This is a genomic window from Streptomyces sp. NPDC041124, from assembly GCF_055592385.1.
The window spans coordinates 768,546-792,191 of sequence record NZ_JBVIYR010000002.1 but is presented as its reverse complement, the minus strand read 5'-3'; the positions used below and the strand labels follow the sequence as shown (position 1 = coordinate 792,191).

24 protein-coding genes are annotated in these 23,646 nt (G+C 71.5%); 19 read left to right on the top strand and 5 right to left on the bottom strand.

Features of this window, described 5'->3' with window-relative positions; genetic code table 11:
• The first annotated feature begins 262 nt into the window (after positions 1–262).
• From ACZ6A9_RS08080 to era, 5 genes are all read left to right on the top strand, one after another.
• Entirely contained in the window at positions 263–1,162 is a 900-nt protein-coding gene (locus ACZ6A9_RS08080; RefSeq protein ID WP_468980508.1) for a helix-turn-helix domain-containing protein, read from the top strand.
• Positions 1,163–1,342: 180 nt separating this feature from the next.
• Positions 1,343–1,546 carry a DUF397 domain-containing protein gene (locus tag ACZ6A9_RS08075; RefSeq protein ID WP_468980504.1) on the top strand — a complete coding sequence of 68 codons (204 nt, stop codon included), beginning with the start codon at positions 1,343–1,345 and terminating at the stop codon, positions 1,544–1,546.
• A gap of 56 nt (positions 1,547–1,602) precedes the next feature.
• A complete protein-coding gene (locus ACZ6A9_RS08070) occupies positions 1,603–1,956 on the top strand; it encodes a cytidine deaminase (RefSeq protein ID WP_468980499.1) in 354 nt (117 codons plus the stop codon).
• Positions 1,957–2,186: 230 nt separating this feature from the next.
• The gene (locus ACZ6A9_RS08065) at positions 2,187–2,666 is read left to right on the top strand and encodes a hypothetical protein (protein ID WP_468980495.1); all 480 of its coding nucleotides are present in this window, start codon (positions 2,187–2,189) and stop codon (positions 2,664–2,666) included.
• Between the two features lie 108 nt (positions 2,667–2,774).
• Entirely contained in the window at positions 2,775–3,728 is a 954-nt protein-coding gene (gene era, locus ACZ6A9_RS08060) for a GTPase Era (RefSeq protein ID WP_468980492.1), read from the top strand.
• Positions 3,729–3,758: 30 nt separating this feature from the next.
• Here era and ACZ6A9_RS08055 read toward each other — a convergent pair whose 3' ends face one another.
• The 3 genes from ACZ6A9_RS08055 to ACZ6A9_RS08045 all read right to left on the bottom strand — a co-directional run bounded on the left by ACZ6A9_RS08055 (position 3,759) and on the right by ACZ6A9_RS08045 (position 6,531).
• The gene (locus ACZ6A9_RS08055; RefSeq protein ID WP_468980489.1) at positions 3,759–5,072 is read right to left on the bottom strand and encodes a GH1 family beta-glucosidase; all 1,314 of its coding nucleotides are present in this window, start codon (positions 5,070–5,072) and stop codon (positions 3,759–3,761) included.
• 100 nt (positions 5,073–5,172) lie between these two features.
• Entirely contained in the window at positions 5,173–5,439 is a 267-nt protein-coding gene (locus tag ACZ6A9_RS08050) for a protealysin inhibitor emfourin (RefSeq protein ID WP_468980484.1), read from the bottom strand.
• Between the two features lie 21 nt (positions 5,440–5,460).
• Positions 5,461–6,531, bottom strand: coding sequence for a M4 family metallopeptidase (locus ACZ6A9_RS08045; protein ID WP_468980480.1), 1,071 nt, complete (start codon positions 6,529–6,531; stop codon positions 5,461–5,463).
• A 329-nt stretch (positions 6,532–6,860) separates the two neighbouring features.
• Here ACZ6A9_RS08045 and leuA point away from each other — a divergent pair, with 329 nt between their 5' ends.
• Complete coding sequence (gene leuA / locus ACZ6A9_RS08040; protein WP_468980477.1) at positions 6,861–8,582, top strand: 2-isopropylmalate synthase; 1,722 nt, start codon at positions 6,861–6,863, stop codon at positions 8,580–8,582.
• A 186-nt stretch (positions 8,583–8,768) separates the two neighbouring features.
• On the top strand, positions 8,769–9,470 hold the full coding sequence (locus ACZ6A9_RS08035) for a TerB family tellurite resistance protein (protein WP_468980474.1): 702 nt from the start codon (positions 8,769–8,771) through the stop codon (positions 9,468–9,470).
• A 31-nt stretch (positions 9,471–9,501) separates the two neighbouring features.
• Here the strand turns inward: ACZ6A9_RS08035 and ACZ6A9_RS08030 are convergent, their stop codons facing one another.
• On the bottom strand, positions 9,502–10,050 hold the full coding sequence (locus tag ACZ6A9_RS08030; RefSeq protein ID WP_468980470.1) for a GNAT family N-acetyltransferase: 549 nt from the start codon (positions 10,048–10,050) through the stop codon (positions 9,502–9,504).
• Between the two features lie 336 nt (positions 10,051–10,386).
• On the opposite strand from ACZ6A9_RS08030, the gene ACZ6A9_RS08025 reads away from it, so the two are divergent.
• From ACZ6A9_RS08025 to ACZ6A9_RS07985, 9 genes are all read left to right on the top strand, one after another.
• The gene (locus tag ACZ6A9_RS08025; RefSeq protein ID WP_468980467.1) at positions 10,387–11,139 is read left to right on the top strand and encodes an SCO2525 family SAM-dependent methyltransferase; all 753 of its coding nucleotides are present in this window, start codon (positions 10,387–10,389) and stop codon (positions 11,137–11,139) included.
• 51 nt (positions 11,140–11,190) lie between these two features.
• Positions 11,191–13,035 (top strand): SCO2524 family protein, encoded by a 1,845-nt coding sequence (locus ACZ6A9_RS08020; RefSeq protein ID WP_468980464.1) that lies wholly within the window; start codon positions 11,191–11,193, stop codon positions 13,033–13,035.
• A gap of 3 nt (positions 13,036–13,038) precedes the next feature.
• Positions 13,039–13,956, top strand: a complete 918-nt coding sequence (locus ACZ6A9_RS08015; protein ID WP_468980462.1) for an SCO2523 family variant P-loop protein — start codon at positions 13,039–13,041, stop codon at positions 13,954–13,956.
• A complete protein-coding gene (locus ACZ6A9_RS08010; RefSeq protein WP_468980459.1) occupies positions 13,953–14,918 on the top strand; it encodes an SCO2522 family protein in 966 nt (321 codons plus the stop codon). Before ACZ6A9_RS08015 ends, ACZ6A9_RS08010 begins: the two co-directional genes overlap by 4 nt.
• Position 14,919: 1 nt before the next feature.
• Positions 14,920–15,927 carry an SCO2521 family protein gene (locus tag ACZ6A9_RS08005; RefSeq protein ID WP_468980456.1) on the top strand — a complete coding sequence of 336 codons (1,008 nt, stop codon included), beginning with the start codon at positions 14,920–14,922 and terminating at the stop codon, positions 15,925–15,927.
• 84 nt (positions 15,928–16,011) lie between these two features.
• Complete coding sequence (locus ACZ6A9_RS08000; protein WP_468980453.1) at positions 16,012–17,226, top strand: hypothetical protein; 1,215 nt, start codon at positions 16,012–16,014, stop codon at positions 17,224–17,226.
• A 170-nt stretch (positions 17,227–17,396) separates the two neighbouring features.
• A complete protein-coding gene (locus ACZ6A9_RS07995) occupies positions 17,397–19,481 on the top strand; it encodes an MMPL family transporter (RefSeq protein ID WP_468980450.1) in 2,085 nt (694 codons plus the stop codon).
• A 123-nt stretch (positions 19,482–19,604) separates the two neighbouring features.
• Positions 19,605–20,795, top strand: a complete 1,191-nt coding sequence (locus ACZ6A9_RS07990) for a sensor histidine kinase (RefSeq protein ID WP_468980732.1) — start codon at positions 19,605–19,607, stop codon at positions 20,793–20,795.
• Positions 20,792–21,454 carry a response regulator gene (locus ACZ6A9_RS07985; RefSeq protein ID WP_468980446.1) on the top strand — a complete coding sequence of 221 codons (663 nt, stop codon included), beginning with the start codon at positions 20,792–20,794 and terminating at the stop codon, positions 21,452–21,454. Before ACZ6A9_RS07990 ends, ACZ6A9_RS07985 begins: the two co-directional genes overlap by 4 nt.
• A 13-nt stretch (positions 21,455–21,467) precedes the next feature.
• Here the strand turns inward: ACZ6A9_RS07985 and ACZ6A9_RS07980 are convergent, their stop codons facing one another.
• A complete protein-coding gene (locus tag ACZ6A9_RS07980) occupies positions 21,468–21,788 on the bottom strand; it encodes a hypothetical protein (protein WP_468980444.1) in 321 nt (106 codons plus the stop codon).
• 181 nt (positions 21,789–21,969) lie between these two features.
• On the opposite strand from ACZ6A9_RS07980, the gene ACZ6A9_RS07975 reads away from it, so the two are divergent.
• The 3 genes from ACZ6A9_RS07975 to ACZ6A9_RS07965 all read left to right on the top strand — a co-directional run bounded on the left by ACZ6A9_RS07975 (position 21,970) and on the right by ACZ6A9_RS07965 (position 23,558).
• Positions 21,970–22,563 (top strand): ArsR/SmtB family transcription factor, encoded by a 594-nt coding sequence (locus tag ACZ6A9_RS07975; protein WP_468980441.1) that lies wholly within the window; start codon positions 21,970–21,972, stop codon positions 22,561–22,563.
• A gap of 11 nt (positions 22,564–22,574) precedes the next feature.
• Positions 22,575–22,778: a hypothetical protein gene (locus ACZ6A9_RS07970; protein ID WP_468980438.1), complete on the top strand. Its 204-nt coding sequence runs from the start codon at positions 22,575–22,577 to the stop codon at positions 22,776–22,778.
• Between the two features lie 198 nt (positions 22,779–22,976).
• Entirely contained in the window at positions 22,977–23,558 is a 582-nt protein-coding gene (locus ACZ6A9_RS07965) for a cytochrome c-type biogenesis protein (RefSeq protein WP_468980434.1), read from the top strand.
• Positions 23,559–23,646: the final 88 nt, after the last annotated feature.

Below are 23,646 nucleotides of genomic sequence, written 5' to 3'. Positions count from 1 at the left end.
GGACAGCGTAACGCGGCAGGTGCTCATTGGACAGTGCCTGTTGTAAGTCTGCTATGTGAAGCATCTGAAACGACTTGTTCGATGTGCGACATGGCAGATTGCGGAGCGTCCGAATGCGGAGGTGTGTGCGCTGTGGTAAGTCTCTCCTGGGATCGACGTGCACGTGCATCGATCCGATGCGTCCTCCTCGAAAGGTCTCGATGGGTAACATGCATATCTGCTACCTTGCACAATGCTGGATCCGATGGGGGGTGGAGCAGGGATGGTCGTGACGAGTGCGGCATTGCTGCGCCTGCGGCTGCGCACTGAACTGCGCAAGGCCCGCATGACCGCCGGCCTGACGCAGCGTGAGGTTGCCGACCGGATGGAGTGGAGTCCGTCCAAGCTCATCAGGATCGAAGCGGGTGAGGTCGGCATCTCGGTCAACGACCTGCGTCCGCTCGTCGCCGCCTACGGGATCACGGACCGGCGCAAGCTCGAAGAACTGCTGGACATGGCCCGGGGCAGCCGGCGTATGCCGTTCACCGAGTACCGGGACCTGTACAGCAAGGACTTCATGCAGCGCCTCGCGTTGGAGTCGGCGGCCTCCGTCCATCGCCAGTTCGGGGCATCGCTCCTGCCGGGTCTGCTGCAGACCGAGGAGTACATGCGGGCCGTGATCGGCGCCTACGGCAAGGACATGCCCGAGGAGAACGTCGACCGCGTCGTCGAGTCGCGCCTCGCGCGTCAGGAGCTGCTGGACCAGGGGGAGGGGCGGGAGTTCTCCTTCGTCCTGGACGAGTCGGTGGTGCGCCGCGTGACCGGGGGCCGCGGGGTGATGCGGGCTCAGCTGGAGCATCTGGCCGACCTGTCGGCGCGTCCGCACGTCACGATTCAGATCCTGCCGTTCAGCATCGGCGCGCACCCCGGCGTCCAGGGGCCGTTCACGCTGTTCGAGTTCCAGGCCGAGGGGATGGAGGACTCTCTGTTCATCGAGGACTCCCGGGGGCTGACCACCGCCTCGACCTCCCCGGAGGAGACCCGGAAGTACCTGGAGCGTTTCTGGGAGCTGGAGGACATGTCGCTGAAGACTGGCGTCGACGTCGTGCTGCGGCGACTCGCGGAGCGCATCGCGGAGGGAGGCGACGAACTGGAGGCGCTGCTGCAGCAGGCCGTCGCCTGAGCAGACCCGTCGGAGCGGTTTCCCCGCCAACTTGCCGTGCCGGCACGGTAAGTTGGCGGATTTTGTCATGTCCGGGTGCGTGGGTTCTGCACGTAGCATGGGAGGTCTGCCGTGTGATGCACGGCACTGCACGGGGGACGCCCCCGGCTGGGCGGTCCACAACCGGGGTGGAGGTCGAGGGTGAGTCAGGCATGGGCATGGCGCAAGAGCAGTAGATCCGTGGACACGGACGACTGCGTCGAGGTTGCCTCCACCGGTGTCGAGGTCCGCGTCCGGGACTCGAAGCGCCGCTGCGGCGACATCGTCGCCGTCACCCCCGCCGTGTGGGACTCCTTCCTCCGCTCCCTCGCCGACCCCTTGCCCGCGCTCCGCACCGGTTCCTGAGCGGTGTCCGCCCCTCTCGTCGGACGAGCCCCAGGACCCTTCCTTATGCTCGTCCCATGACCGACAGCACCGACCTCACCCCCGAGGACCGCAAGATCGTCACCCTGGCCCGTTCCGTGCGGGCCCGCAACGGGGTGCCCGAGGGGGCCGCCGTACGCGACGAGACCGGGCGGACCTACGCCGCGGGGACCGTGACCCTGGACTCCCTGAAGCTGAGCGCCCTGCAGACCGCGGTGGCGATGGCCGTGGCGTCCGGGGCGACGTCACTGGAGGCGGCCGCCGTGGTGACGGAGGCGGAGACGGCGACGGCCGAGGACCGGGCGGCCGTACGGGACCTCGGCGGGCCCGGCACCCCGGTGCTGCTGGCCGGCCCGGACGGAACGGTGCGGGAGACGCTGACCGCGGGCTGACGCGTCGCCCGCCCCCGGGTGTTACCGCCGGTAAATAGGCCAGATTTCCACCTTGTCGCGCACTGCCTCCCGCGCATCAATGGAAACGCCGGGCCCGGCGAGACGTCGTGGGCGACCGGCGTCGCAGCGGGTCCGGACCCATCTGCCGATCAGTTCTCCGAACAGTTCCCCCGACGGAGTTCCCCACCACACGGAACTCCCCCCCCACACGGAAAGGGAGCCGGAATCCCATGAGAGGCAAGCGATTCGGAACGGGTCTGTCCCTGGCGGCAGGCGCCCTCGCGGTCTGCGGACTCGCCTTCGCCCCCGCCGCGGCGGCCGTCGCCCCCGGGGCGGCGACCGTCAACGCCGACTGCGGAACCTGGGGTGGCGGCGAAGCCACCCTGACGGCGACCCAGAACGGCACGTCCGCCACCGTCACCATCACCACCTCCGCGGTCACGGCGCCCGTCGCCCTCGCCGAGGACTCCCTGGTCTCGGAGCTGAGGATGGTGAAGGCAGGCGGCGGCACCACCGTCTTCAGGGGCACCGAAAACCCGGCCATGGCGGCCGGCGACGCCCTCGAGGTCGGCCCGCTCACCGGCACCGTGGCCTCCGGCGACAGCCTGGAGGCGTTCGGCGGCACCGTGAAGGTGACCGCATTCGGCTTCATCACCATCACCTGTACGGCGACCGGACCCCAGGCGCCGGGCCCGTTCGTCTTCGACTGATCCCACCGGGCACCGGGTGGACGGGCCGGGCACCCCGCGGGCGCCCGGTCCGGCCCCGTTCCGGACGGTGGTGCGGCAGGGCTCCCGGCATCAGGGAGAATGGGCGGCATGAGCGTTCGTACCCAGTCATCCGACCAGCCGGCCGAGGCCGTCCACAGGGCCGGTTTCGCCTGCTTCGTGGGCCGCCCCAACGCGGGCAAGTCCACCCTCACGAACGCTCTGGTCGGGCAGAAGGTGGCGATCACCTCCAACCGGCCGCAGACCACCCGGCACACCGTCCGCGGCATCGTGCACCGCCCGGACGCGCAGCTGATCCTGGTGGACACCCCCGGCCTGCACAAGCCGCGCACCCTCCTGGGCGAGCGGCTGAACGACGTGGTGCGCACCACGTGGGCCGAGGTCGACGTGATCGGCTTCTGCCTCCCCGCGGACCAGAAGATCGGCCCCGGTGACCGCTTCATCGCCAAGGAACTCGCCGGGATCAAGAAGACCCCGAAGGTCGCGATCGTCACCAAGACGGACCTGGTGGACGGCAAGGCCCTGGCCGAACAGCTGATCGCCGTCGACCAGCTCGGCCAGGAGCTGGGCATCACCTGGGCCGAGATCGTCCCGGTGTCGGCGACCGCCAACCAGCAGGTCGACCTGCTGGCCGACCTCCTGATCCCGCTCATGCCTCAGGGCCCCGCCCTCTACCCCGAGGGTGACCTCACCGACGAGCCCGAGCAGGTCATGGTCGCGGAGCTGATCCGCGAGGCGGCCCTGGAAGGCGTCCGCGACGAGCTGCCGCACTCCATCGCCGTGGTCGTCGAGGAGATGCTCCCGCGCGAGGACCGCCCCGCCGACAAGCCCCTCCTCGACATCCACGCCAACCTGTTCATCGAGCGCCCCAGCCAGAAGGGCATCGTCATCGGCCCCAAGGGCAAGCGCCTGAAGGACGTCGGCATCAAGTCCCGCCAGCAGATCGAGGCGCTCCTCGGAACCCCGGTGTTCCTGGACCTCCACGTGAAGGTCGCCAAGGACTGGCAGCGCGACCCCAAGCAGCTGCGGCGCCTCGGTTTCTGACCGGCGTCGCCGCGTTCGCGCGCCTGCCGCTCAGCCGCGCCGCTGCTCCCGCAGCAGGTCCCTGAACCAGCCGTACGACGCCTTCGGGGTCCGCTCCAGCGTGTCGAAGTCGACGTGGACCAGCCCGAAGCGGCGTGCGTAGCCCTCGGCCCACTCGAAGTTGTCCATCAGGGACCACACGAAGTAGCCGCGCACGTCCGCGCCCGCCTCCACCGCCCGGTGCAGCGCGCGGACGTGGCCGTCGAGGTAGGCGATGCGGTCCCGGTCGTCCAGCCCCTCGTACGCGCAGCCGTTCTCCGTGACGACCACCGGAGGCAGGCGGTCGCCGTAGCGGGCGCGGAAGGTGGTGAGGAGCTCCGTCAGCGCCTCCGGGACCACCGGCCAGCCGAAGTCCGTCACCGGATGCCCTTCGATCTCCCGTACGGAGAAGGGAAGTTCGGCCGGCATCCGCACTCCGCCGAAGTCGATCTCCGTGCCCTGCGGGGCGCCCACGCGCGTCGGCGCGTAGTAGTTGATCCCGTACCAGTCCAGCGGCGCCGCGATGACCTCCAGGTCCGCCTCGACGTCGCCCGGCATCAGTTCGCCGATGCCCTCCGGGTAGCGGCCGAGGAGCAGCGGGTCGGCGAACATCCGGTTCAGCAGGGTGTCGTAGAAGCCGGCCGCCGTCCTGTCCGCCTCGTCCTGGGAGGCCGGCCAGGTCGGGGCGTGCGAGTTGGCGATCCCGATGTCGTCCGCGCCCGCCGCCCGCAGCGCGCCCACCGCGAGTCCGTGCGCGAGCAGTTGGTGATGAGCCACCGGCAGCGCGTCGAAGAGCAGTTTCCTGCCGGGCGCGTGCACGCCCAGGGCGTGCCCGAGCAGGGTGTGTTCGGCGGGCTCGTTGAGCGTGATCCACTTTTCCACCCGGTCGCCCAGCCGGCCGGCGACCTCGCTCACGTACTCCGCGAACCGCTCGGCGGTGTCCCGCTCCAGCCAGTCCAGCCCGACCGGCAGATCCCAGTGGAACAGCGTCGGCACCGGCCGTACGCCCGCCGCGCACAGGTCGTCGGCCAGGCGGTCGTAGAAGTCCAGGCCGCCCTTCGCCCGCACCCTCGGCCAGGAGACGGAGAAGCGGTAGGCGTCCACGCCCAGGCCGGCCAGCAGCGCCACGTCCTCGGCGTGCCGGTGGACGTGGTCGCAGGCCACCGCCGCCGTCGAGCCGTCCCGCACCCGCCCCGGCTCCGCCGAGAACACGTCCCACACGGACGGCTCGCGCGCGTCGGCCGCTCCCTCGATCTGGTGCGCCGAGGTCGACACTCCCCACAGGAATCCGTCCGGGAAACGGGGCACCGGGTTCGTCGTCGCCATGGCCCGGATCATCCGCACCGACGGCGGGTCACGTCAACGCCCGTGTTCCGAAGGGTCATCACCCCCAGGTCAGGACGAGGGCGACGAAACCGGGATCAGGTCATGCTCCTTCCTTCAGCACCCTTCTGATCAGCGTGCGCTGCTCCTCCGTGAGCCCGGGATCCGCGCAGTACACCGACCTGCCGTCCACCGTGATCCGGTAGCTGAAACCGTCCGGCACCCCGGCGGGCGGTGTGGCCCGGCCGGCGGCCAGCGCCCGCTCGGCCAGGGCGTGCCACTCCTTGGAGTCGGCCCGTCCCGAGGTGTCCACCTCGGCCCGTCGCTCGATGCCCGCGAACCCGCCCGTGCGTCGTACCTGAATACGCATGGGTCCGTGTCTAGTACGGAACTACAGCGTCCGCACCCCCACCCGCTCCCAGGCCTTGCTCACCGCCTGCAACTCGTCACCGTCCCCGTACCGGGCGCGGGCCGCCTTCACCGTCAGCGTCGCGAAGTCGGTGAAGAGCGCGTCCTGCTCGAGGTCACCGCCGGTGAGCACGTCGTACCAGACCTGCCCTGCCCGCTCCCAGGCGTGCCCGCCGAGGGTGGTGGCCGCCAGGTAGAAGGCGTGGTTCGGGATGCCGGAGTTGATGTGCACGCCGCCGTTGTCCCGGCCGGTGCGGACGTAGTCGTCCATCGTCGCCGGCTGCGGGTCCTTGCCGAGCACGTCGTCGTCGTACGCCGTGCCCGGCTCCTTCATGGAGCGCAGCGCCTTGCCGGTGACGCGCGGGGCGAGCAGCCCGGCGCCGATCAGCCAGTCGGCCTGGTCGGCGGTCTGGCCGAGCGTGTACTGCTTGATGAGCGCTCCGATGACGTCCGAGACCGACTCGTTGAGCGCGCCCGGCTGCCCGTAGTAGGTCAGGTTCGCGGTGTACTGCGTGACGCCGTGGGCCAGTTCGTGGCCGATGACGTCGATGGCGTTGGTGAAGTCGAGAAAGATCTCCCCGTCCCCGTCGCCGAAGACCATCTGCTCGCCGTTCCAGAAGGCGTTGTTGTAGTCCTCGTCGTAGTGCACCGTCGCGTCCAGCGGCAGACCGTGGCCGTCGATGGAGTCGCGGTCGTACGCCTTCAGCAGCAGCTCGAACGTGGCGCCGAGACCGGCGTAGGCGCGGTTGACCGTGGCGTCCTTGCCCGGCGCGTCGCCCTCGCCGCGCACCTTCGTCCCCGGCAGGTCGGTGCCGTGCCGGGCGTCGTACACGGTGCGGTGCGGCTTGCCCGGCTCGGCGTCGGCGAGCAGGGCGACGGCCGGGGCGCCGGCGACCGTGGTCAGATGGCGCCGGGTGCGCTCGAAGGCGTCCCGCTGGATGGTGCGGCGCGCGGGCCCGGAGAGCGCGGGGTCGTCGGCCTGCGCGAGCCGGTCGAGGACGTGCGGCGGGATGATCGTGCAGAAGACGGGCTCGAAGCCCCCGTGGATGGTCATGCCAGGAACCATTGCACTGAGTCACCGGTCTGTCACCAGGCGCAACCATGATGGATGAAATCCGGGGACCCGCCGCCTCCGGTGGACCTCAGGAGTGGTATACGGCACTTTCTGTCCCCTTCATCCCGGCGGTCCCGCATACTGATACGGACCCTCGCACGGCGGGCGACTCGGATAGGCTGCGGAGCATCATGCGTTTCGGGCTGCTCCTCCTTAGCTGCCGCGGCGAGGGCCTGTACTAGAGGCCGACCCCCTCCCCGCGGAGTTCGGCGCTGCGCCGTCGGCCGTCCACCAGGACACCCCGCGGACCTCCGAGGAGCCCACGCATCATGGCAAACCGCCAGCAGCCCAGTTCCATGCCGATCCAGAAGTACGGCCGCTACGAGCAGGTCGACATCCCCGACCGCACCTGGCCGCAGCAGCGGATCACCACCGCCCCCCGCTGGCTCTCCACCGACCTGCGCGACGGCAACCAGGCCCTGATCGACCCCATGTCGCCCGCCCGCAAGCGCGCCATGTTCGACCTGCTGGTCACGATGGGCTACAAGGAGATCGAGGTCGGCTTCCCCGCCTCCGGCCAGACCGACTTCGACTTCGTGCGCTCCATCATCGAGGACCCGGACGCCATCCCGGACGACGTCACCATCTCCGTACTGACCCAGGCCCGCGAGGACCTGATCGAGCGCACGGTGGAGTCCCTGAAGGGCGCCAGGCGCGCCACCGTCCACCTGTACAACGCCACCGCGCCCGTCTTCCGGCGGGTGGTCTTCCGCGGCTCCAGGGACGACATCAAGCAGATCGCCGTCGACGGCACCCGCCTGGTGATGGAGTACGCCGAGAAGCTGCTGGGCGACGAGACCGAGTTCGGCTACCAGTACAGCCCCGAGATCTTCACCGACACCGAGCTGGATTTCGCGCTGGAGGTCTGCGAGGCGGTGATGCACGTCTACCAGCCCGGCCCGGGCCGCGAGATCATCCTCAACCTGCCCGCCACCGTCGAGCGCTCCACCCCCTCCACCCACGCCGACCGCTTCGAGTGGATGGGCCGCCACCTGTCCCGCCGTGAGCACGTCTGCCTGTCGGTCCACCCGCACAACGACCGCGGCACGGCCGTCGCCGCCGCCGAGCTGGCCCTGATGGCCGGCGCCGACCGCGTCGAGGGCTGCCTGTTCGGCCAGGGCGAGCGCACCGGCAACGTCGACCTGGTCACCCTGGGCATGAACCTGTTCTCCCAGGGCGTCGACCCGCAGATCGACTTCTCCGACATCGACGAGATCCGACGCACGTGGGAGTACTGCAACCAGATGGAGGTCCACCCGCGCCACCCGTACGTGGGCGACCTGGTCTACACGTCCTTCTCCGGCTCCCACCAGGACGCCATCAAGAAGGGCTTCGACGCGATGGAGGCCGACGCGAAGGCCAGGGGCGTCACCGTCGACGACATCGAGTGGGCGGTCCCGTACCTGCCGATCGACCCCAAGGACGTCGGCCGCTCCTACGAGGCCGTCATCCGCGTCAACTCGCAGTCCGGCAAGGGCGGCATCGCCTACGTCCTGAAGAACGACCACAAGCTGGACCTGCCGCGCCGGATGCAGATCGAGTTCTCGAAGATCATCCAGGCGAAGACGGACGCCGAGGGCGGCGAGATCACCCCGACCGCGATCTGGGACGTCTTCCAGGACGAGTACCTGCCCAACCCGGACAACCCCTGGGGCCGCATCCAGGTCGCCAACGGCCAGTCCACCACCGACCGCGACGGCGTGGACACCCTCACCGTCGAGGCCACCGTCGACGGCGAGCGGACCACCCTGACCGGCTCCGGCAACGGACCCATCTCGGCCTTCTTCGACGCCCTGGGCGCCGTGGGCATCGACGTGCGCCTGCTGGACTACCAGGAGCACACCATGAGCGAGGGCGCCTCCGCGCAGGCCGCCTCGTACATCGAGTGCGCGATCGGCGACAAGGTCCTGTGGGGGATCGGAATCGACGCGAACACCACACGGGCCTCGCTGAAGGCCGTCGTCTCGGCCGTCAACCGAGCGGCGCGCTGAACAGCCGTTTCGTGGGGTTTGAGGGGCTCCGCCCGCCGTTCCCGGCGGGCGGAGCCCCGTCGTTTACCGGCCAAAGGCTGTGGAGGTCACGGGAAGGTCTCGCCCGGGGTACTGACTCGGGCTCATGGATGTGGCTAACATCACGCAAGCGCGGCGATGATGCCGTGGTGTCGACGGAGGTGCGACGTGCTGCCAGAACGGGGACCCCGCGGCCATACCGCTGCTGCCGGACTGTCGCGCCTGCTGGGCACCCGCACGGCGTGGACGGCCGTCGGCGACGGGGAGTTCTTCTGCCCCGGCTGCGGAGGTGACCGCAACTACCAGCGGCTCACCGGACGCCGCCGCCTCACCCTGCTCGGCGTGCCCGTGCTGCCGCGCGGCGAGTCCGGCCCGACCGTCGAATGCGCCGCCTGCCGCCGCCACTTCGGCACCGACGTCCTGGACCACCCCACCACCACCCGCTTCTCCGCGATGCTCCGCGACGCCGTCCACACCGTCGCCCTCGCGGTCCTCGCCGCCGGCGGCGTCTGCTCCCGCGCCTCCCTGGAGACGGCCGTCACCGGTGTGCGCGCGGCCGGCTTCGACGACTGCACGCAGGAGCAGCTGGCCGCGCTCGTCGAGGCCCTGGAGGCGGACACCGGCCGCTTCACCGGCGAACCCTGTACGGCGGGCCTCGCCATCGAACTCCACGAGGCCCTCGACCCCCTCGCCCCCCACCTCGCCGCCCCCGGCCGCGAGTCCATCCTCCTCCAGGGCGCCCGCATCGCCCTCGCCGACGGCCCCTACACCCCCGCCGAACGGGACGCCCTCGCCACGGTCGGCGCGGCCCTCACCATCTGCTCGACGGACGTGACCCGCCTGCTGGCGGCGGCACGGACACCGTCCTGACGGGCGTTCGGGCCGGCCGGCCCGCGGTCGGTCAGTGGTCCCCGGACAGCCGCAGGTGCATGATCTGACGGTCCAGACCGGGACCGAAGTAGTCGGCCCTGATTCCGTCGTCGGGGGGTTCGGGGCGGAAACCCAGGGAGCGGTAGAGCAGGATCGCCGGGCGGTTGGCGGGCTCCACGGTCAGCCGGACCTGCTCGATCCCGTCCTCGCGCAGCCGGGCCAGGACCTCCGTCATCAGCTCCCGGCCCAGTCCGTGCCGGCGGCGGCTCATGGTCACGCACAGACCGAGGATCCAGCTGTCCCGGTTGAGCGCCGTGGTGGCGGCCAGCACGTAACCGCGCAGACGGCCCTCGCCCTCGTCGAGGACCAGCAGGTGCTCCGCGTACATGTCGTAGAGCTGGCGCAGCAGGAAGGCCGGATAGGCGACCTCCTGGAAGACCTCCTCGTCGAGCCGGCGCAGTTCGGGCAGGTCGGACTCCCGGGCCGCCCGTAGGGACGGACTGCGGGACCCGGGGAACCCGGCGGGTTCCCCGAGGTGCCCGTCGTGGTCCAGGGTGCGCTCCAGCGGTTCGGCGGTCATGCAACCCCCAGTCGGGACGTGCGGACGTCAACGCGACGCACCGACCGTTCACACCGGGGGGATTTCAGGTTCCCGGTGGCGGCCGGTGACGTCCACTGGCTAGAGTGAGCGTCCAACTCACCGCGTGCAAGGGCGATTTCAGGTGTGCGGAGATATGCTGGTGTGCGCCTGGTGTGCGCCCGTTCACTGAGGACTGGCGTGTTCCTGGCTGTCTCCGCGTGCCACAGCGGCCTACCGTGCGAGAACCGGAGATGCTGTTTCGCCTGCCGACGTCCATCCGGGCGCGCAGACAGGGCACTCGGTCTTGTCCAACACTGAATGGAACGCGGCAGGGTGATGATGGACCGAAACGCCGACGCCCCGTGGTCGAAGTTCGATCCAGAGGCTTATGTGGACCTGAATTACCGCACGCCGCTCGAGGTCGACCTGATGATCGTGCGGCTGATGCGCGACCATTTCAGCGGCTGCTTCGCGGACGGTGTCCCGGACGCGGTGCGGGGTGTCGACGTGGGCGCCGGAGCGAATCTCTATCCGGCGCTGTCCATGCTGCCGTGGTGCGAGAAGATCCTGCTGCTCGAGTACGCCCGGCCCAACGTCGAGTACCTGGAGAAGCAGGCGTCCCCCACCGGGTACGACGTGGTGTGGGACCCCTTCTGGGACGTGCTCCGCGACGATCCCGCCTACCACCGTGTCGAGCCCAGGAGCCGTTTCGGTGAGATCGTCCGCGTGGAGCGGGCGAACCTCCTCGATCTCGACGGACAGCGCCGCTGGGACATCGGGACGATGTTCTTCGTCGCCGACTCCATGTCGGAGTGCCCCGAGGAGTTCCGCCGGGGTGTGGAGTGCTTCATGGGCGCGCTGAACGAAGGCGCCCCGTTCGCCGCCGCCTTCATGAAGGAGTCGGTCGGCTACCGGATCGGGGAACACCGGTACCCGGCCTGCCGGGTCGGCGAGGACCGGGTCCGGGAGAGCCTCGCGGGCTTCGCCGACGGCCTGGAGATCCACGATCTGAACCATGTGGTGCGGCCGGGACACGAGGGAATCCTCCTCGCCCTGGGGCGGCGTAACGCGGAGATTGCCGGGACGTAGGAACGGGGACCATGACTGCACACGGGCAACCGGACCTGTGAGGGGTAGGGGATGCAGATCAAACCACGGCAGCACCTGCTGGAGCTCTGGCGGGCCGCGGCCCGCCACTCGTTCGAGGACGGCAAGCTCGTCTGGGGGGACACCGACGGGCTGAGCAGTGTCGCGGACGCGGAGCGGCTGCTGTGTCTGCTGTACCCCGCCACCGAGATCCCGGCGTTCCGCCTGGACCAGCCGGACACCACCGAGCGGGACGTGCTGCGCGCCCTGGAGCAGGTCGGCAGCCGGCTGGAGATCCCGCCGAACCTGATCACCGCGCTGACCCAGTTCATGCGCACCTACACCGGACCCGACGACAGTCCCACCTTCGCCGGCGGGCCGTACTTCAAACCCGCCGACGCCAACGAGGAACTCACCTACGAACAGGGCAAGTTAGGAGTCGTCGACTCCTACTCCATGTCCGTCACGCTCTGTCTCGCCACCCTCGGCTTCCTGAAGGTCTACGAGAGCAGCACCACCCGCCCCGAAGTGCGCCGGGCGCTCAGTGAACTCAGGGAGGCCACCAACACCCGGCTCACCTCGGCGATGATCAGCCTGCTGCGCTCCTTCACCGTCAACGTCTTCGACGCCGAGTCCGAACAGGGCCGGCGGCTGATCCAGGTCATCGGCCAGAACAGGCACTCCGACCGGGCGGTGCTCCAGCAGTTCTCCCGCCGCTTCCGCCCGCTGCGCGCCACCATCATCGAGAGCCTCAGCCGCGGCATCCAGGTCGACGAGAGCATCCGCGACGAGAGCCAGCTCTTCGAGTGCGGCTGGGCCTGGGGCGTGGTGCAGGACGCGCCGCGGATCACCGACCTGGACGTCCAGGTCCCGGGCCAGCCCGACGGCATCGCCGACCGGCTCCCCTACGTGTACTTCACCGTGGTCGCCCTGGACGGTATCCAGGACCTCTTCTCCGAGCGCACCCTCACCCTGGGCCTGCTCAACGCCGACCAGCAGAAACTCGCCGAGGCGCTCCGGCTGCGCTGGGAGCTCAGCCAGCAGTACTGGTCCGCGGTCGCCCGCTTCGGCAGCGACCGCTGGCCCCTGGAGGACCTCCCCTGGCAGACCACCGGACTGCGCCTGGAGTCGGAGTACTTCTCCCTCACCGTCGCGGCCATCCTCGTCCACGACCTGGTCCGCCGGAAGGCCACCGACGACGACCTCACCCGCACCGTCGCCATCATGGAGCGCCTCGCCGACCGGGGCCGCGTCACCAGCAGGATGACGAGGAACGACCCCGTCGTCCGGCTGCACGACCCCGGCGTGCTGATGCCGCTCGCCGGGTCCGAACGCTCCGGGTCGCTCCTCCAGTGGCGGATGACGGACTTCTCGGCCCAGCTGCTCAAGCGGACCGTCCAGCTCGCCGAACTCTCCCGGAACATCGACGCCCAGGACCGGCTGCTGCGCCTCGCCGAGCGGACCTTCGAACACCTCTGGAACCGGCGGATCGAGGAGGGCCCGGGCGCGGGCCTCTGGGACAACGTGCGGGCCGTCTACCCGGACGCGCACGGCATCACCCGACGCCTTTCCTGGAGCGTCACCGAGCGCGTCACCGAATGCCTGGTCGCCGCCCGCAACCTGTACGAGCAGCAGCCCATCCGCAGCCCGGAACTCGCCGAACTCGCCCGGGACCTGCTCAGCGAGGCCACCCACCTGTTCGGCAAGGAGCAGCTGGAGGCGCCCACCACCGCCGACGGGAGCCGCGGCCGGGCCATGCGGAGCATAGAGAGCCGCCTGGACCACGCCCGCAGTCTCGTCGACGACCGGCCCGCCACCGCCTTCGCCCTCGCCCTGCCGGTGCTTCAGGAACTCGACACCCTGGCACAGGCCCGGGACGCCGCCGGGCAGGAGGGCTGAGCCGTGCTCGTCTTCGCCGCCTCCGACAAGGGAGGCACCGGCCGGTCGGTCACCAGCGCCAACCTGGCCTACCAGCGCGCCCTCACCGGCGACCACGTGGCCTACGTGGACTTCGACTTCGGGTCGCCGACCGCCGCCGCCGTCTTCGACGTCCCCAGCGCGATGCGCGGCACCGAGGAACAGGGCCTGCACTCCTACCTCGAGGGCGAGGTCACCGAGCCGGCCGGCATCGACATCTGGCGGCAGACGGAACACCCCGTGCTGCGCGCCCGGCAGAACCAGTCCGGCCGCCTGGTCCTCTACCCCGGCGACATCGGCGGCGGCGAGTTCGCCACCGGCGAGGACGCCCTGGAACGGTGCATCGATCTTCTCCTGCGGCTCCACGGGGAGTTCGACCTCGTCGTGGTGGACCTGAGCGCCGGCCGCAGCTACGCCGTCGACCTGGTCCTGGCGGCGACGGCCCACCCCCGGATGCGCAACATCCCCTACCGCTGGCTGGTCTTCCACCGCTGGACGCACCAGCACGTCATCGCCGCGGCCGGCCTCGTCCACAAGGAGAACGGCATCGTCCGCAGCGGCGTCGACCGCGGCCACGACGAGGAGACCCTGCTGGGCAACATCCGCTTCGTACGCGCCGCCGTACCCGATCCCGAGTCGCCGCTGTGGTCGCAGGTGTCACACGCCCAGGAAGCCTGGATGCAGTCCTGCAACAAGGCGCTGCGCCGGCTCGCCGCCGACCAGCACATCGGTGACAGCGTGGTCCTCGGCACCGTCCCGCTGGAGCCCATCCTGCAGTGGCGCGAACAGCTGATCACCGAGGACGACGTGCTCTCTACCCAGATCGCCAACAAGGAGACGCTGGAAGCGCTCGAGGAGATCGCCCGGCGGCTGACCGACGACTCCCACTGGGGGCGGCCATGACGGAAGCGGTGTTCCGCGAAACCACCGCCGAACCACGGACCCAGTCGGTGCCGCTGGCCCATCTCTCCCTGGAGCTGGGCCACTTGTACATGGAGGACTTCGAAGGCGGGCCGGGCCCTCTGCGCCGGCACCTCGCCCGGGTGCGCCCGTGGGCGGAGGCGGCACGCGCCGCCGAGGCCGACCGTGCGGGCACCACCCGCCCCCGGATCAGCACCTGCTTCCTCATCGACGACTACTTCACCCGCTTCTCCAGCCCCGCCGAACTCGTCCCGCTCCTGCTGGCCGAGGCCGACCGCGCCGGACTGCCCGTCGACTACCTGGCCCGCGAATCGGGCTGCGCGGTCACCGGCAAGGTCCCGGTCGCGGAGGCGGTGGCCGGCCGTATCGTCGAGGAACCACCACCCGGCAGCTACGGCAACCGGCCCCCGGCCGCACAGACCGGCTGGCTCGCCAACGGAGTGCGCAGCCCCACCGCGCGTGCCCCGCAGGCCATGAGAAAGGCCGCGGCCTGGCAGCCGCCCACCGAGACCGCGGCCCGCCGGCACTCCGTCTTCCTGGACGTCGAACTCTGGAACGACACCCCTGACGGGCAGCGCGTGTGGTCCTGCCCCTTCCTGGCCGCCGTGTGGCAGCTCGCCCGCCTCGGGCTGCTGCGCCACCAGGGCGACGCCGTCCTCGACCCGCACCCCCACACCGACTCCGCGTTCCCGGACGACTGGGACGAGATGCCCGCGCTGATCCGGCTCAACCCGCGGGCGGCGCCCTTCGCCGCCTACCGGACCTGCTCCGTGCTGCCCAACCGCTTCCTGCCCGTCGAGCACGCGGTCCGGGTGATCCTCGACCAGACCGACGTGGACCCGGAGGCGCTGCGCCAGGTCGCCGAACGGTCCGCCCGCGAAGGCGTGGCCGTACCCGCCTCGGTGGCCGACCGCATCTCCTACCTCTTCTACGAGGGGTCCTGAGGTGCGGCCGGAGGACACCGCACCGCGTGCCGTGCTCGCCTGCGGCGAGGTCCGGACCTGCCTGCTGCCCGCCGGGCAGGCCCTCGACAGCCGTGCCGCCGCCCAGCTGCTGCGCCTGCGCGCCGACGAGCGGGTCCTGGTCTCCGAACGCCCCAACCTGTACGGGCGTTCCCCGGACGTCCTCACCGGAGTCGACTGCCCGCTGCCGAGCTCCAACGGCGCCCGGGTCCGCGCGGTCGGCACAGTCGCCGCCCGGGCCGCGCTCACCGAGGGACGGGTCCTGCAGACCTCCGCGCACTTCCGGGTCACGGCCACCGGCCCCGACCACCGCAGGCCCTGGGGCCACTACCTGGTCCGGCCCGCGGTGCTCGAACCGTTCGGCAAGCTGCCCCGCGACGCGGTCGCCGAGGGCTTCCTCGGCGGCGGCCGGCACGGAGACCTCGACGTCGGGCTGATCGCCGCCGGACTGCAGACGCGGCTGCTGCGGCACCCGCTGCTCGACCAGCGGCCGCCCCTCAGGTCCAGGCCCACCCGGCTGCGCTGGGTGGCGGTGCCCGCACGGGACGGCGACGGCCCGTCCCTCGAACGGTTCACCCTCGCGGAGGACGAGCTGCGCACCGTACGGCTGCGGGTCCCCGAGGGCACCCGCAGCGCCGACGTGGCCGGGCTCTGCGACGACCTCGCGCTGCACGACTGGCTGCTGACGACCCTGGTCCGCATCCTCGACGGCATCCGCCTGGGACCCGGGGAACCGGGTCCCCGCCGTCCGCCGGCCGCCGCGGACGGCCTGCCCGTCGTGGTCGGGGCGCTGAGACCCGCCGTCGACCACCTGCTGCACCTGTGGATGCCCCGGGCCCGCGTGTCCGCGGAACTGGCCACGCTGTGGGACGTGCTCGAGGACGAGCCCGGGTTCACCCGGCAGTGGCTGGCCCTGGTGCAGCGCGTCCGCGACCAGCTGACCCTGCACGCGATCCCTCCGGCTCGCCGGGAGGTGGAGCCGACACCCTGATGCGACCCGGAGCGGTCCCGACCCGGCCCCACGCACATGTCCGCACCCCGAACCGACGCGTTTCCCGACGGGGGGAGAAGCGAGATGAGCACGGCACAGTCACCGCAGCCCGAAGAGAAGGCCGGCCCGCCGGTCACCGTCAGCACATCCGACCGGCCGGCCGGCCGCAGGCCACCCGGCAAGCCGGTACCGCCCCACCCCGCACCCACCCCGGACCGGCCGCCGGCCGGCACCGCAACGGACGTCCCGGAGCGGGACACCGAAGCCGGTCCGTGGCCCCGCAGACTGCTGGTCGGCCTCGTCGCCGGTCTGCTCGCCTGGGGCGTCGCCGCGTTATTGAGCCCGGAGGACGGTACGGCGCGGCAGCTCGGCGCCGCCGCACTCTGTGCCGTCGCCGCGGTCGCCGCCCAGCACCTCCTCCTCGGCACGGACCGCACGGCGGAGGAACGGGCCCGGCGGGCCGAGCGTCTGCTCGCCGAGACCGCCGCCACCGTGCGGGACGGACTGCGGCGCTACGACGACGAATTGCAGAGCGGGCTGAACCGGCACACCGAGGACATGAAGGAGCTCGTCGAGACCCGCCTGGTGGCCCCGGCGCGCCCCGCCGAGCCGGGGCCCGAACCGGCACCGGCGTGGGTCCGCATCGAGTCCGTGCCGGACCTGGCCACCAACTTCGCCGAGGTCCTGTCCCCGGGTCTGCCGATCCTCTCCACCTTCGTCCGCCTGGAGATGCAGCGGGTGATCGGGCAGATGACGGATCTCACCACCCTCATCGCGGAGTGCCCCGGTGAGAACCACGACTGGCTGCTCAGCCTCACCCGGGCCGCGGAGCACTCCATCTGCGCCACCAGCACCTCCGTCGACCGTGAGTTCTGGAACAGCGAACCCGCCAGCCGCTACCTGCAGGCCCAGCGGGAGGCGATCGAGCACGGGGTCCCGGTGCGGCGGCTGTTCCTGCTGGAGAGCGCGCGGGAGCTGGACGACCGGCTGCTGCGGCTCTGCGAGGAGCAGCAGGTCCTGCACATCGAGGTCCGCGTGGCCGTCCTGCCGGAGCTGCCGCCGCACCTGCTGCGGGGCACGACCAACGACTTCATCGTCTACGACGAGACGGTCTCCTTCGAGACCGACCAGGACCTGCGCGACGTCAACATCCGGACCCGGCTCATCGCCCGCCACGACCACGTCCAGGACCGCATGAAGCGTTTCCGGGAGCTGTGGGACGCCGGCATGAGCCTGCGCGAACTGGAGGTGCGGGTCGACGACGAGGAGGACGGCACCTGGATGGTCGACCGGGCGTGACGGCGCGGGCCCGGCCGGGGGACGCCCGGCTACTCCCCGGGGAGTAGCCGCCGCTCCTGGCCGCCCGCCGCAGTAGCTCTCGGCTCGGTCTCAGGCCCGACGCGCCGGCCCCCTGCCGCCGGGAGGCTGGATACCGATCCAGATACCGGACCGGAGGGGAGCCGAGGCTCATGGGGGCTGCAAGGACGCGTGCTCGGGGGTGGCGTGCCGTGCCCTGGGTGGTGGTGGGGCTGTGGGTGGCGGTGCTCGTGCTGGTCGGGCCGCTCGCCGGGAAGTTCGGGGAGGTGCAGCAGAACCGGGCCGTCGACTATCTGCCCGACAGTGCCGATTCCACCCAGGTGGCCCGCGTCCAGGACGAGTTGCCGGGCGGTGAGTCCACCGACCTGGTGGTGGTCTACCACCGGGAGGGCGGGCTGACGGCCGCCGACCGGGAGGTCGCCGCCCGGCAGGTCGCCGAGGTGGAGCAGGGCCACGAGCTGTCGGACGTGCCGCGGGGCGTGCTCTCCGAGGACGGCAGCACGCTCATGTATCCCGTCTCCAGTACGCGGCCGGGGCAGGACGAGGAGGCCCGGGAGGCGTTCGTCGACGGGGTGCGGGAGATCACCGAGGGGTCGGGCGGGCTGAGCGCCGAGGTCGGCGGGCCCGGGGCCCTCAACGCCGACATGAACAAGGTGTTCGAGACCGTCGACGGCACCCTGCTGATGGCCACGCTCGGTGTCGTCACCGTGCTGCTGGTGCTGATCTACCGCAGCCCGTTCCTGTGGCTGGTCCCGCTGGCCGTGGCGGGAGTCGGCGCCGCCGTGGCGATGGCGGCCGGGTACGGGATGCACGAACTGTTCGACGTCACGATCACCGGGCAGAGCGGCGGCATCATGACCGTCCTCGTCCTCGGCGCCGGCACCGACTACGCGCTGCTGCTCGTCTCCCGCTACCGGGAGGAACTGCGCCGCCACGAGCGGCCGTACGACGCCATGGGCGCCGCCCTGCGCGGCTGCGGTCCGGCGATCCTCGCCTCCTCCGGCACGGTCGCCGCCGTACTGTTGTGCCTGCTCGCCGCCGACCTCAACAGCAGCAGCGGTATGGGTCCTGTGGGCATGGTCGGGGTGCTCTCCGCACTGGTCGCGATGACGACCCTGCTGCCCGCGGTGCTGGTGCTGCTCGGACGGCGGGTGTTCTGGCCGCTGATCCCCGCTTTCGGCAGCGCACCCAAGGCGCGGCGGTCGCTGTTCGCCGTCATGGGGACGTCCGCCGCCCGCCGGCCCGCTGCCGTCCTGGCGGGCGGGGCCGTGCTCCTCGGCGCGCTGGCCCTGGGCGCGCTCAACCTCGGCGGCGACCTCAAGCAGGAGGACTCCTTCACCGACCGGCCGGAGTCCATCGCCGCGATGCGCGTCCTGGCGGAGGAGTACCCGGAGCGCAGCGCCCAGCCGCTCACCGTGATCGCGCCCGCCGGCGAGGCGGACGCCGTTCTGGGGAAGGTCCGTGGCACGGACGGGGTCGCCGAGGCCGCCGTGGGGCGAGAGGGAGGAGGGTGGAGCGAGATCACCGTGTTCGCCACCGCCGCCCCCGAATCACCGGGTGAGGCCCGCACCATCGGGGCCCTGCGGGACGCACTCGACGACGATCACGGCGACGCCTACGTCGGCGGGCCCAGCGCGCAGCGCCTCGATCTCGCCGACAGCGAGGCGCGGGACCGATCGGTGATCGTGCCGCTGGTGCTCGTCGCCGTGTTCCTGATCCTCGTCGTCCTGCTGCGCAGCCTCGTCGCCCCGCTGCTGCTGCTCGGCGCGGTGGTCGCCGTGTGGGGCGCGGCGCTCGGCATCGGCGGGCTGGTCTTCGAGCCGCTGTTCGGCTTCGCCGGCACCGACCCCGGACTCGGGCTGCTGTCCTTCGTGTTCCTGGTGGCCCTCGGCGTCGACTACGGCATCTTCCTCATGCACCGCATGCGGGAGGAGTCCCTGAACGGCGCCGAACCCGGGGCCGCCGCCCTCACCGCGCTGCGCACCACGGGCGGGGTGATCGCCTCCGCCGGCGTCGTGCTCGCCGCGACGTTCGCCGTGCTCACCACGCTGCCCCTGGTCGCGCTGGTGGAACTCGGCTTCGTCATCGCGGTCGGTGTCCTCCTCGACACCTTCCTCGTGCGCACCTACCTGGTCACCACGGCGAGTGTGCTGCTGCGCCGCTGGATGTGGTGGCCGGGGCGGTTGTCCCGGCCCGCCGAGCCGGCGCCCCGCGCACGGCAGCCGGAGCCGGTGTAGTCCGCCCGCGTGACGACGCCGGGCGCCCCTCCCTCCCGGAGGGGCGCCCTCCTCCCCGAGGATGGACCAGTGCACCCGACGACAGCACAGACGGCCCCACGCCCCCGCACCGGCGAGCGGATCATGGCCGCGATCAACCGCGACCCGCTGACCGCCCCGCACGCCGTCCGCAACGACGCGGTCCTCGCCGCGTGCACCGCGGTCCTGGCCGTCGCGGTGGCGCTGCTGGCCGACCACGGCCGCCGGCTCGACGCGCTCGGCTGGACGCTGCTGCTCGCCGCCCACGTACCGCTGGCGTGGCGGCGCAGGCGGCCGCTTCCGGTGTTCCTGGTGGTGATGGCCCTGGTCGTGCCGTACCACGCCCTCGACCACAACCACGGCGCGCCCGTGGCCGCTTCCATGGTGGTCCTCTACACGGTCGCCGCGACCAGTACACCGCGCCGTACCCTGCTCATCGGCACCGTCGTCATCGGCACGACCCTCACCCTCAACGCCCTCACCAATCCCGACGGCTTCGTGGAGCTGCTCCGCATCACCGGCTGGGTCGTCGCCGTGCTCTTCCTCGGTGTCGACGTCCGCTTCTACCGGCAGTACGTCGCCGCGATCGTCGAACGCGCGGTGAGGGCGGAGCGCACGCGCGAGGAGGAGGCGCGCCGCCGGGTCGCGGAGGAACGGCTGCGCATCGCGCGGGACCTGCACGACCTGCTCGCCCACAGCATCACCCTCATCGGGGTGCAGACGTCCGTCGCCGCGCACGTCCTGGCCGCCGACCCCGACCGCCTGGACCGGGCGACCGTGACGAAGGCACTCGACGACATCGCCGACACCTGCCGCACGGCGCGCGGTGAACTCCGCACGGTCCTGGAGGTGTTGCGCGACAACGGCGGTCCCGCGGACGCCCGGGGCCCGCTGGCGGGCCTCGACGGGCTGCCCGATCTGGTGGAGGCGGCGCGCGCGGCCGGTGCCCGGGTGGAACACACCGTGCGGGTGGCGGATCCCGTCCCGCCCGCGGTCGGCGCCGCCGCCTACCGTGTCGTGCAGGAGGCGCTGACCAACGCGGTGCGCCACGCCGGGCCCGGCCCCGCCGTACGCGTCGACCTGCGCGGGGAGGGCGGGGCCCTGCGCCTGTCCGTCACCGACGACGGCACCGGCCCCGTCCCCGGCGGCACCCCCGGATTCGGTCTCCTCGGCATGAGGGAGCGGGCCCGCAGCGTGGGTGGCACACTCGACGCCGGACCACGGGCGGGCGGGGGCTTCCAGGTGACCGCGACCCTGCCGCTGACCACCGCGACCCGGGAAGGAACCACCGGATGACCATCCGCGTGCTGCTCGCCGACGACCAGACCCTCGTACGGGAGGCGTTCGCGATGCTCGTCGAGTCGGCGCCGGACATGGAGGTCGTCGGGCAGGCCGCCACCGGCCGGCAGGCGGCGGAGTTCGCCCGCACCGAGCGGCCCGACCTCGTCGTCATGGACATCCGGATGCCGGACCTGGACGGTATCGAGGCGACCCGCCTGATCGCCGCCGATGACGACCTCGCGGGGGTCAGGGTTCTCGTCCTGACCACCTACGACACGGACGAGAACATCGTGGAGGCGCTGCGCGCCGGCGCCTCCGGCTTCCTGGTGAAGGACACCCGGCCCGCCGAACTCCTCGACGCCATACGCACGGTGGCGGCCGGTGACGCACTGCTGTCGCCGGGGCCCACGGCGCGCCTGATCGAACGCTTTCTGCGCAGTCCGCCGGCGCCGGTCGCCGCCGGGCCCGAGTGCCTGTCCGACCGCGAGCGGGAGGTGCTGGCGCTGGTCGCGCGCGGCCTCAACAACACGGAGATCGCCGAGTCCTTGGGGCTGAGTCCGCTCACCGCGAAGACCCACGTGAGCCGGACCATGGGCAAGCTGGGCGTCCGGGACCGGGCTCAACTCGTCATCGTCGCCTATGAGTCGGGGCTAGTGGCGCCGGGCGGGGCGTGAGCCGCCGGGCGGTTCACAGGGTGTGGTGCAGCCAGCGCTGGATGGTGGTGTTGATGCTGCCGGACAGGGCGCTCAGGCTCTCGATGGCCTCGCGGTCCTCGGGGCGGGGCGGGATGCCGGCGGCGGTCAGCGCGGCGTGCAGGTCCAGCCGGCGGCGGTCGCGCGGGTCGATCGCGGTGTCCAGGCGGTGGGCCGGGTGCGGCGGGGCCAGCAGGTAGTCGTCCTCCTGTGCTCCGGCGGGCGCGGGCCACCAGGGGGCGGCCGAGTCGTCCGTGAGGGCGCCGGGGGCGCTGAAGGCGTGGTGCGGGCCGTACTCGAAAGCGGTCGCGGTCATGGCCGGTCTCCTCACCAAGGGGGTGTCGGTTCTGCTGGACAGGAGCGTGGCTGGGGGAGAACCGGTTGCGCCGGAGCGGAAACGTCACGCCAACGGCGTCATCAGCAGCTCATCGACTTGCAAAGAAGTGATTGCATAAAGTTCGTTGCAGAGGTTCCTTTGCAGCGCTATCTTTGGATCCATGGACGAGCCCACCGATCCGCAGGATCTCAAGGTCCACAGCCTCGACGCCCGTTCGCTGCGCGGCCTGGCGCATCCCCTGCGCATGGAGCTGCTGAGGGCGTTGCGGCGCGACGGTCCGGCCACCGCTTCCCAACTGGCCGCCAAGCTCGGTGAGTCCAGCGGAGCCACCAGCTACCACCTGCGCCAACTCGCCGCCCACGGGTTCGTGGAGGACGCACCGGAGCACGGCAAGGGGCGGGAGCGGTGGTGGAAGGCGGTGCACGACGGGGTGCGCTTCGACGACGCCCTGCTCAAGGACCGCGATCCGGAGGTCCGCGGAGCCGCCGACCTGTTCCTGCACGAGGTCGCGAACCACCACACCAGCGAGATCGCGACCTGGCTCGGCACCCGCGGCGACTGGTCCGAGGCCTGGCGCCGCGCGTCGGACACGAGCGACTGGACGCTGCGGCTCACACCGGAACTCGCCGAGGAACTCGTCCACAAGATGCACGAACTCGTGGAGGGTTACCGCGCGAAGGAACCCGGTGCCGGTGCCCCGGGCGCCGAGCGAGTGCGCGTCCACACCCACGTCTTCCCCGTCCACACGGACTGAGAGGTTGCCCGATGCACCCGCAGACGCACCCGGAGATCCATCTCGCCCTGCACCGCGCCCGAGCCGCCGACCTCCACGCGGAAGCGGACGCGTACCGCCTCGCCGCCTCGGCGGGGCGCCCCCCGTGCCTCCGCGCCCGCCTCGGCTGGAGGCTGGTCGACCTCGGCCTGCGCCTGGCCGTCGCCACCCCCGGGCCGACGGCCCTCGCCCGCTAGCTGGTCCTCGATCTGCTGGAGGGCAAGCGAAGCGATCCCGACCGCAGCGCGGACGCGTTCCAGTCGCGTCCGGGACTGGCCGGTCACCGGGTGGTGGCCTTGGTCGTGGCGATGAGCGCGGCGACGGCTTCGTGCTGCCCCGGTGAGCGAGGGGATCGCGGCCGGCTCGGCCATCGCACCTCGCGGTAGCCTCTCGCCATGAGTCACGGGGAAGGCGAGGGCGCGCTGGTTCTGGAGGCGCAGGAGATGCTCGCCGCGGGGCGAAGCGACGAGGAGGTCTTCGCCGAACTGGCCGCGAGGACCGGCGACTGGGGCGTCTGCGTGTTGGCCGTGTGCTTGGCCCTGGGTGTGCCCCGGACTGACGCCGAGACCCGGCTCCGCGAGGTCGAACCGCTCTTCTCGGAGTTCACGGTGGGTGAGGAGGAGGACCTCGCCTACTTCCTCAGGTTTGGGCACGTCTTCATCGTGGACCGAGTGCTTGAGGAACACGAGGAGCGCATCCGCGACCTCTTGGGAACCGCCGCTGGTGCCCGCGGAGGCTTTCCCGCCGGCCTGCTCGCATGGTTCCGCACCGGGAAACTCACGAAGATCTTCCTCTACTTCACCAGGACCCGGTTCCTGGATGGGCGCGGCTCACCACCCGACTTCTGGGCCGCCATGACCGCGGCCGGCGAACTCCTGGCCAGCCAGGACGGTCCGGACCAGGAAGAGGTGGCTGCGGGGCTGGAACGGTGCCGCAGTCAGGCTGCGGCCGTCAGCGCGGAATGGCATCGTCACTGACGGACATCACCCGCCGGGCAAGCGGTCCTGACGGCTCCCCACGGCCCAACGGCCCCGTGCGGGCCACGCCAAACCCCGTAGCAACGCC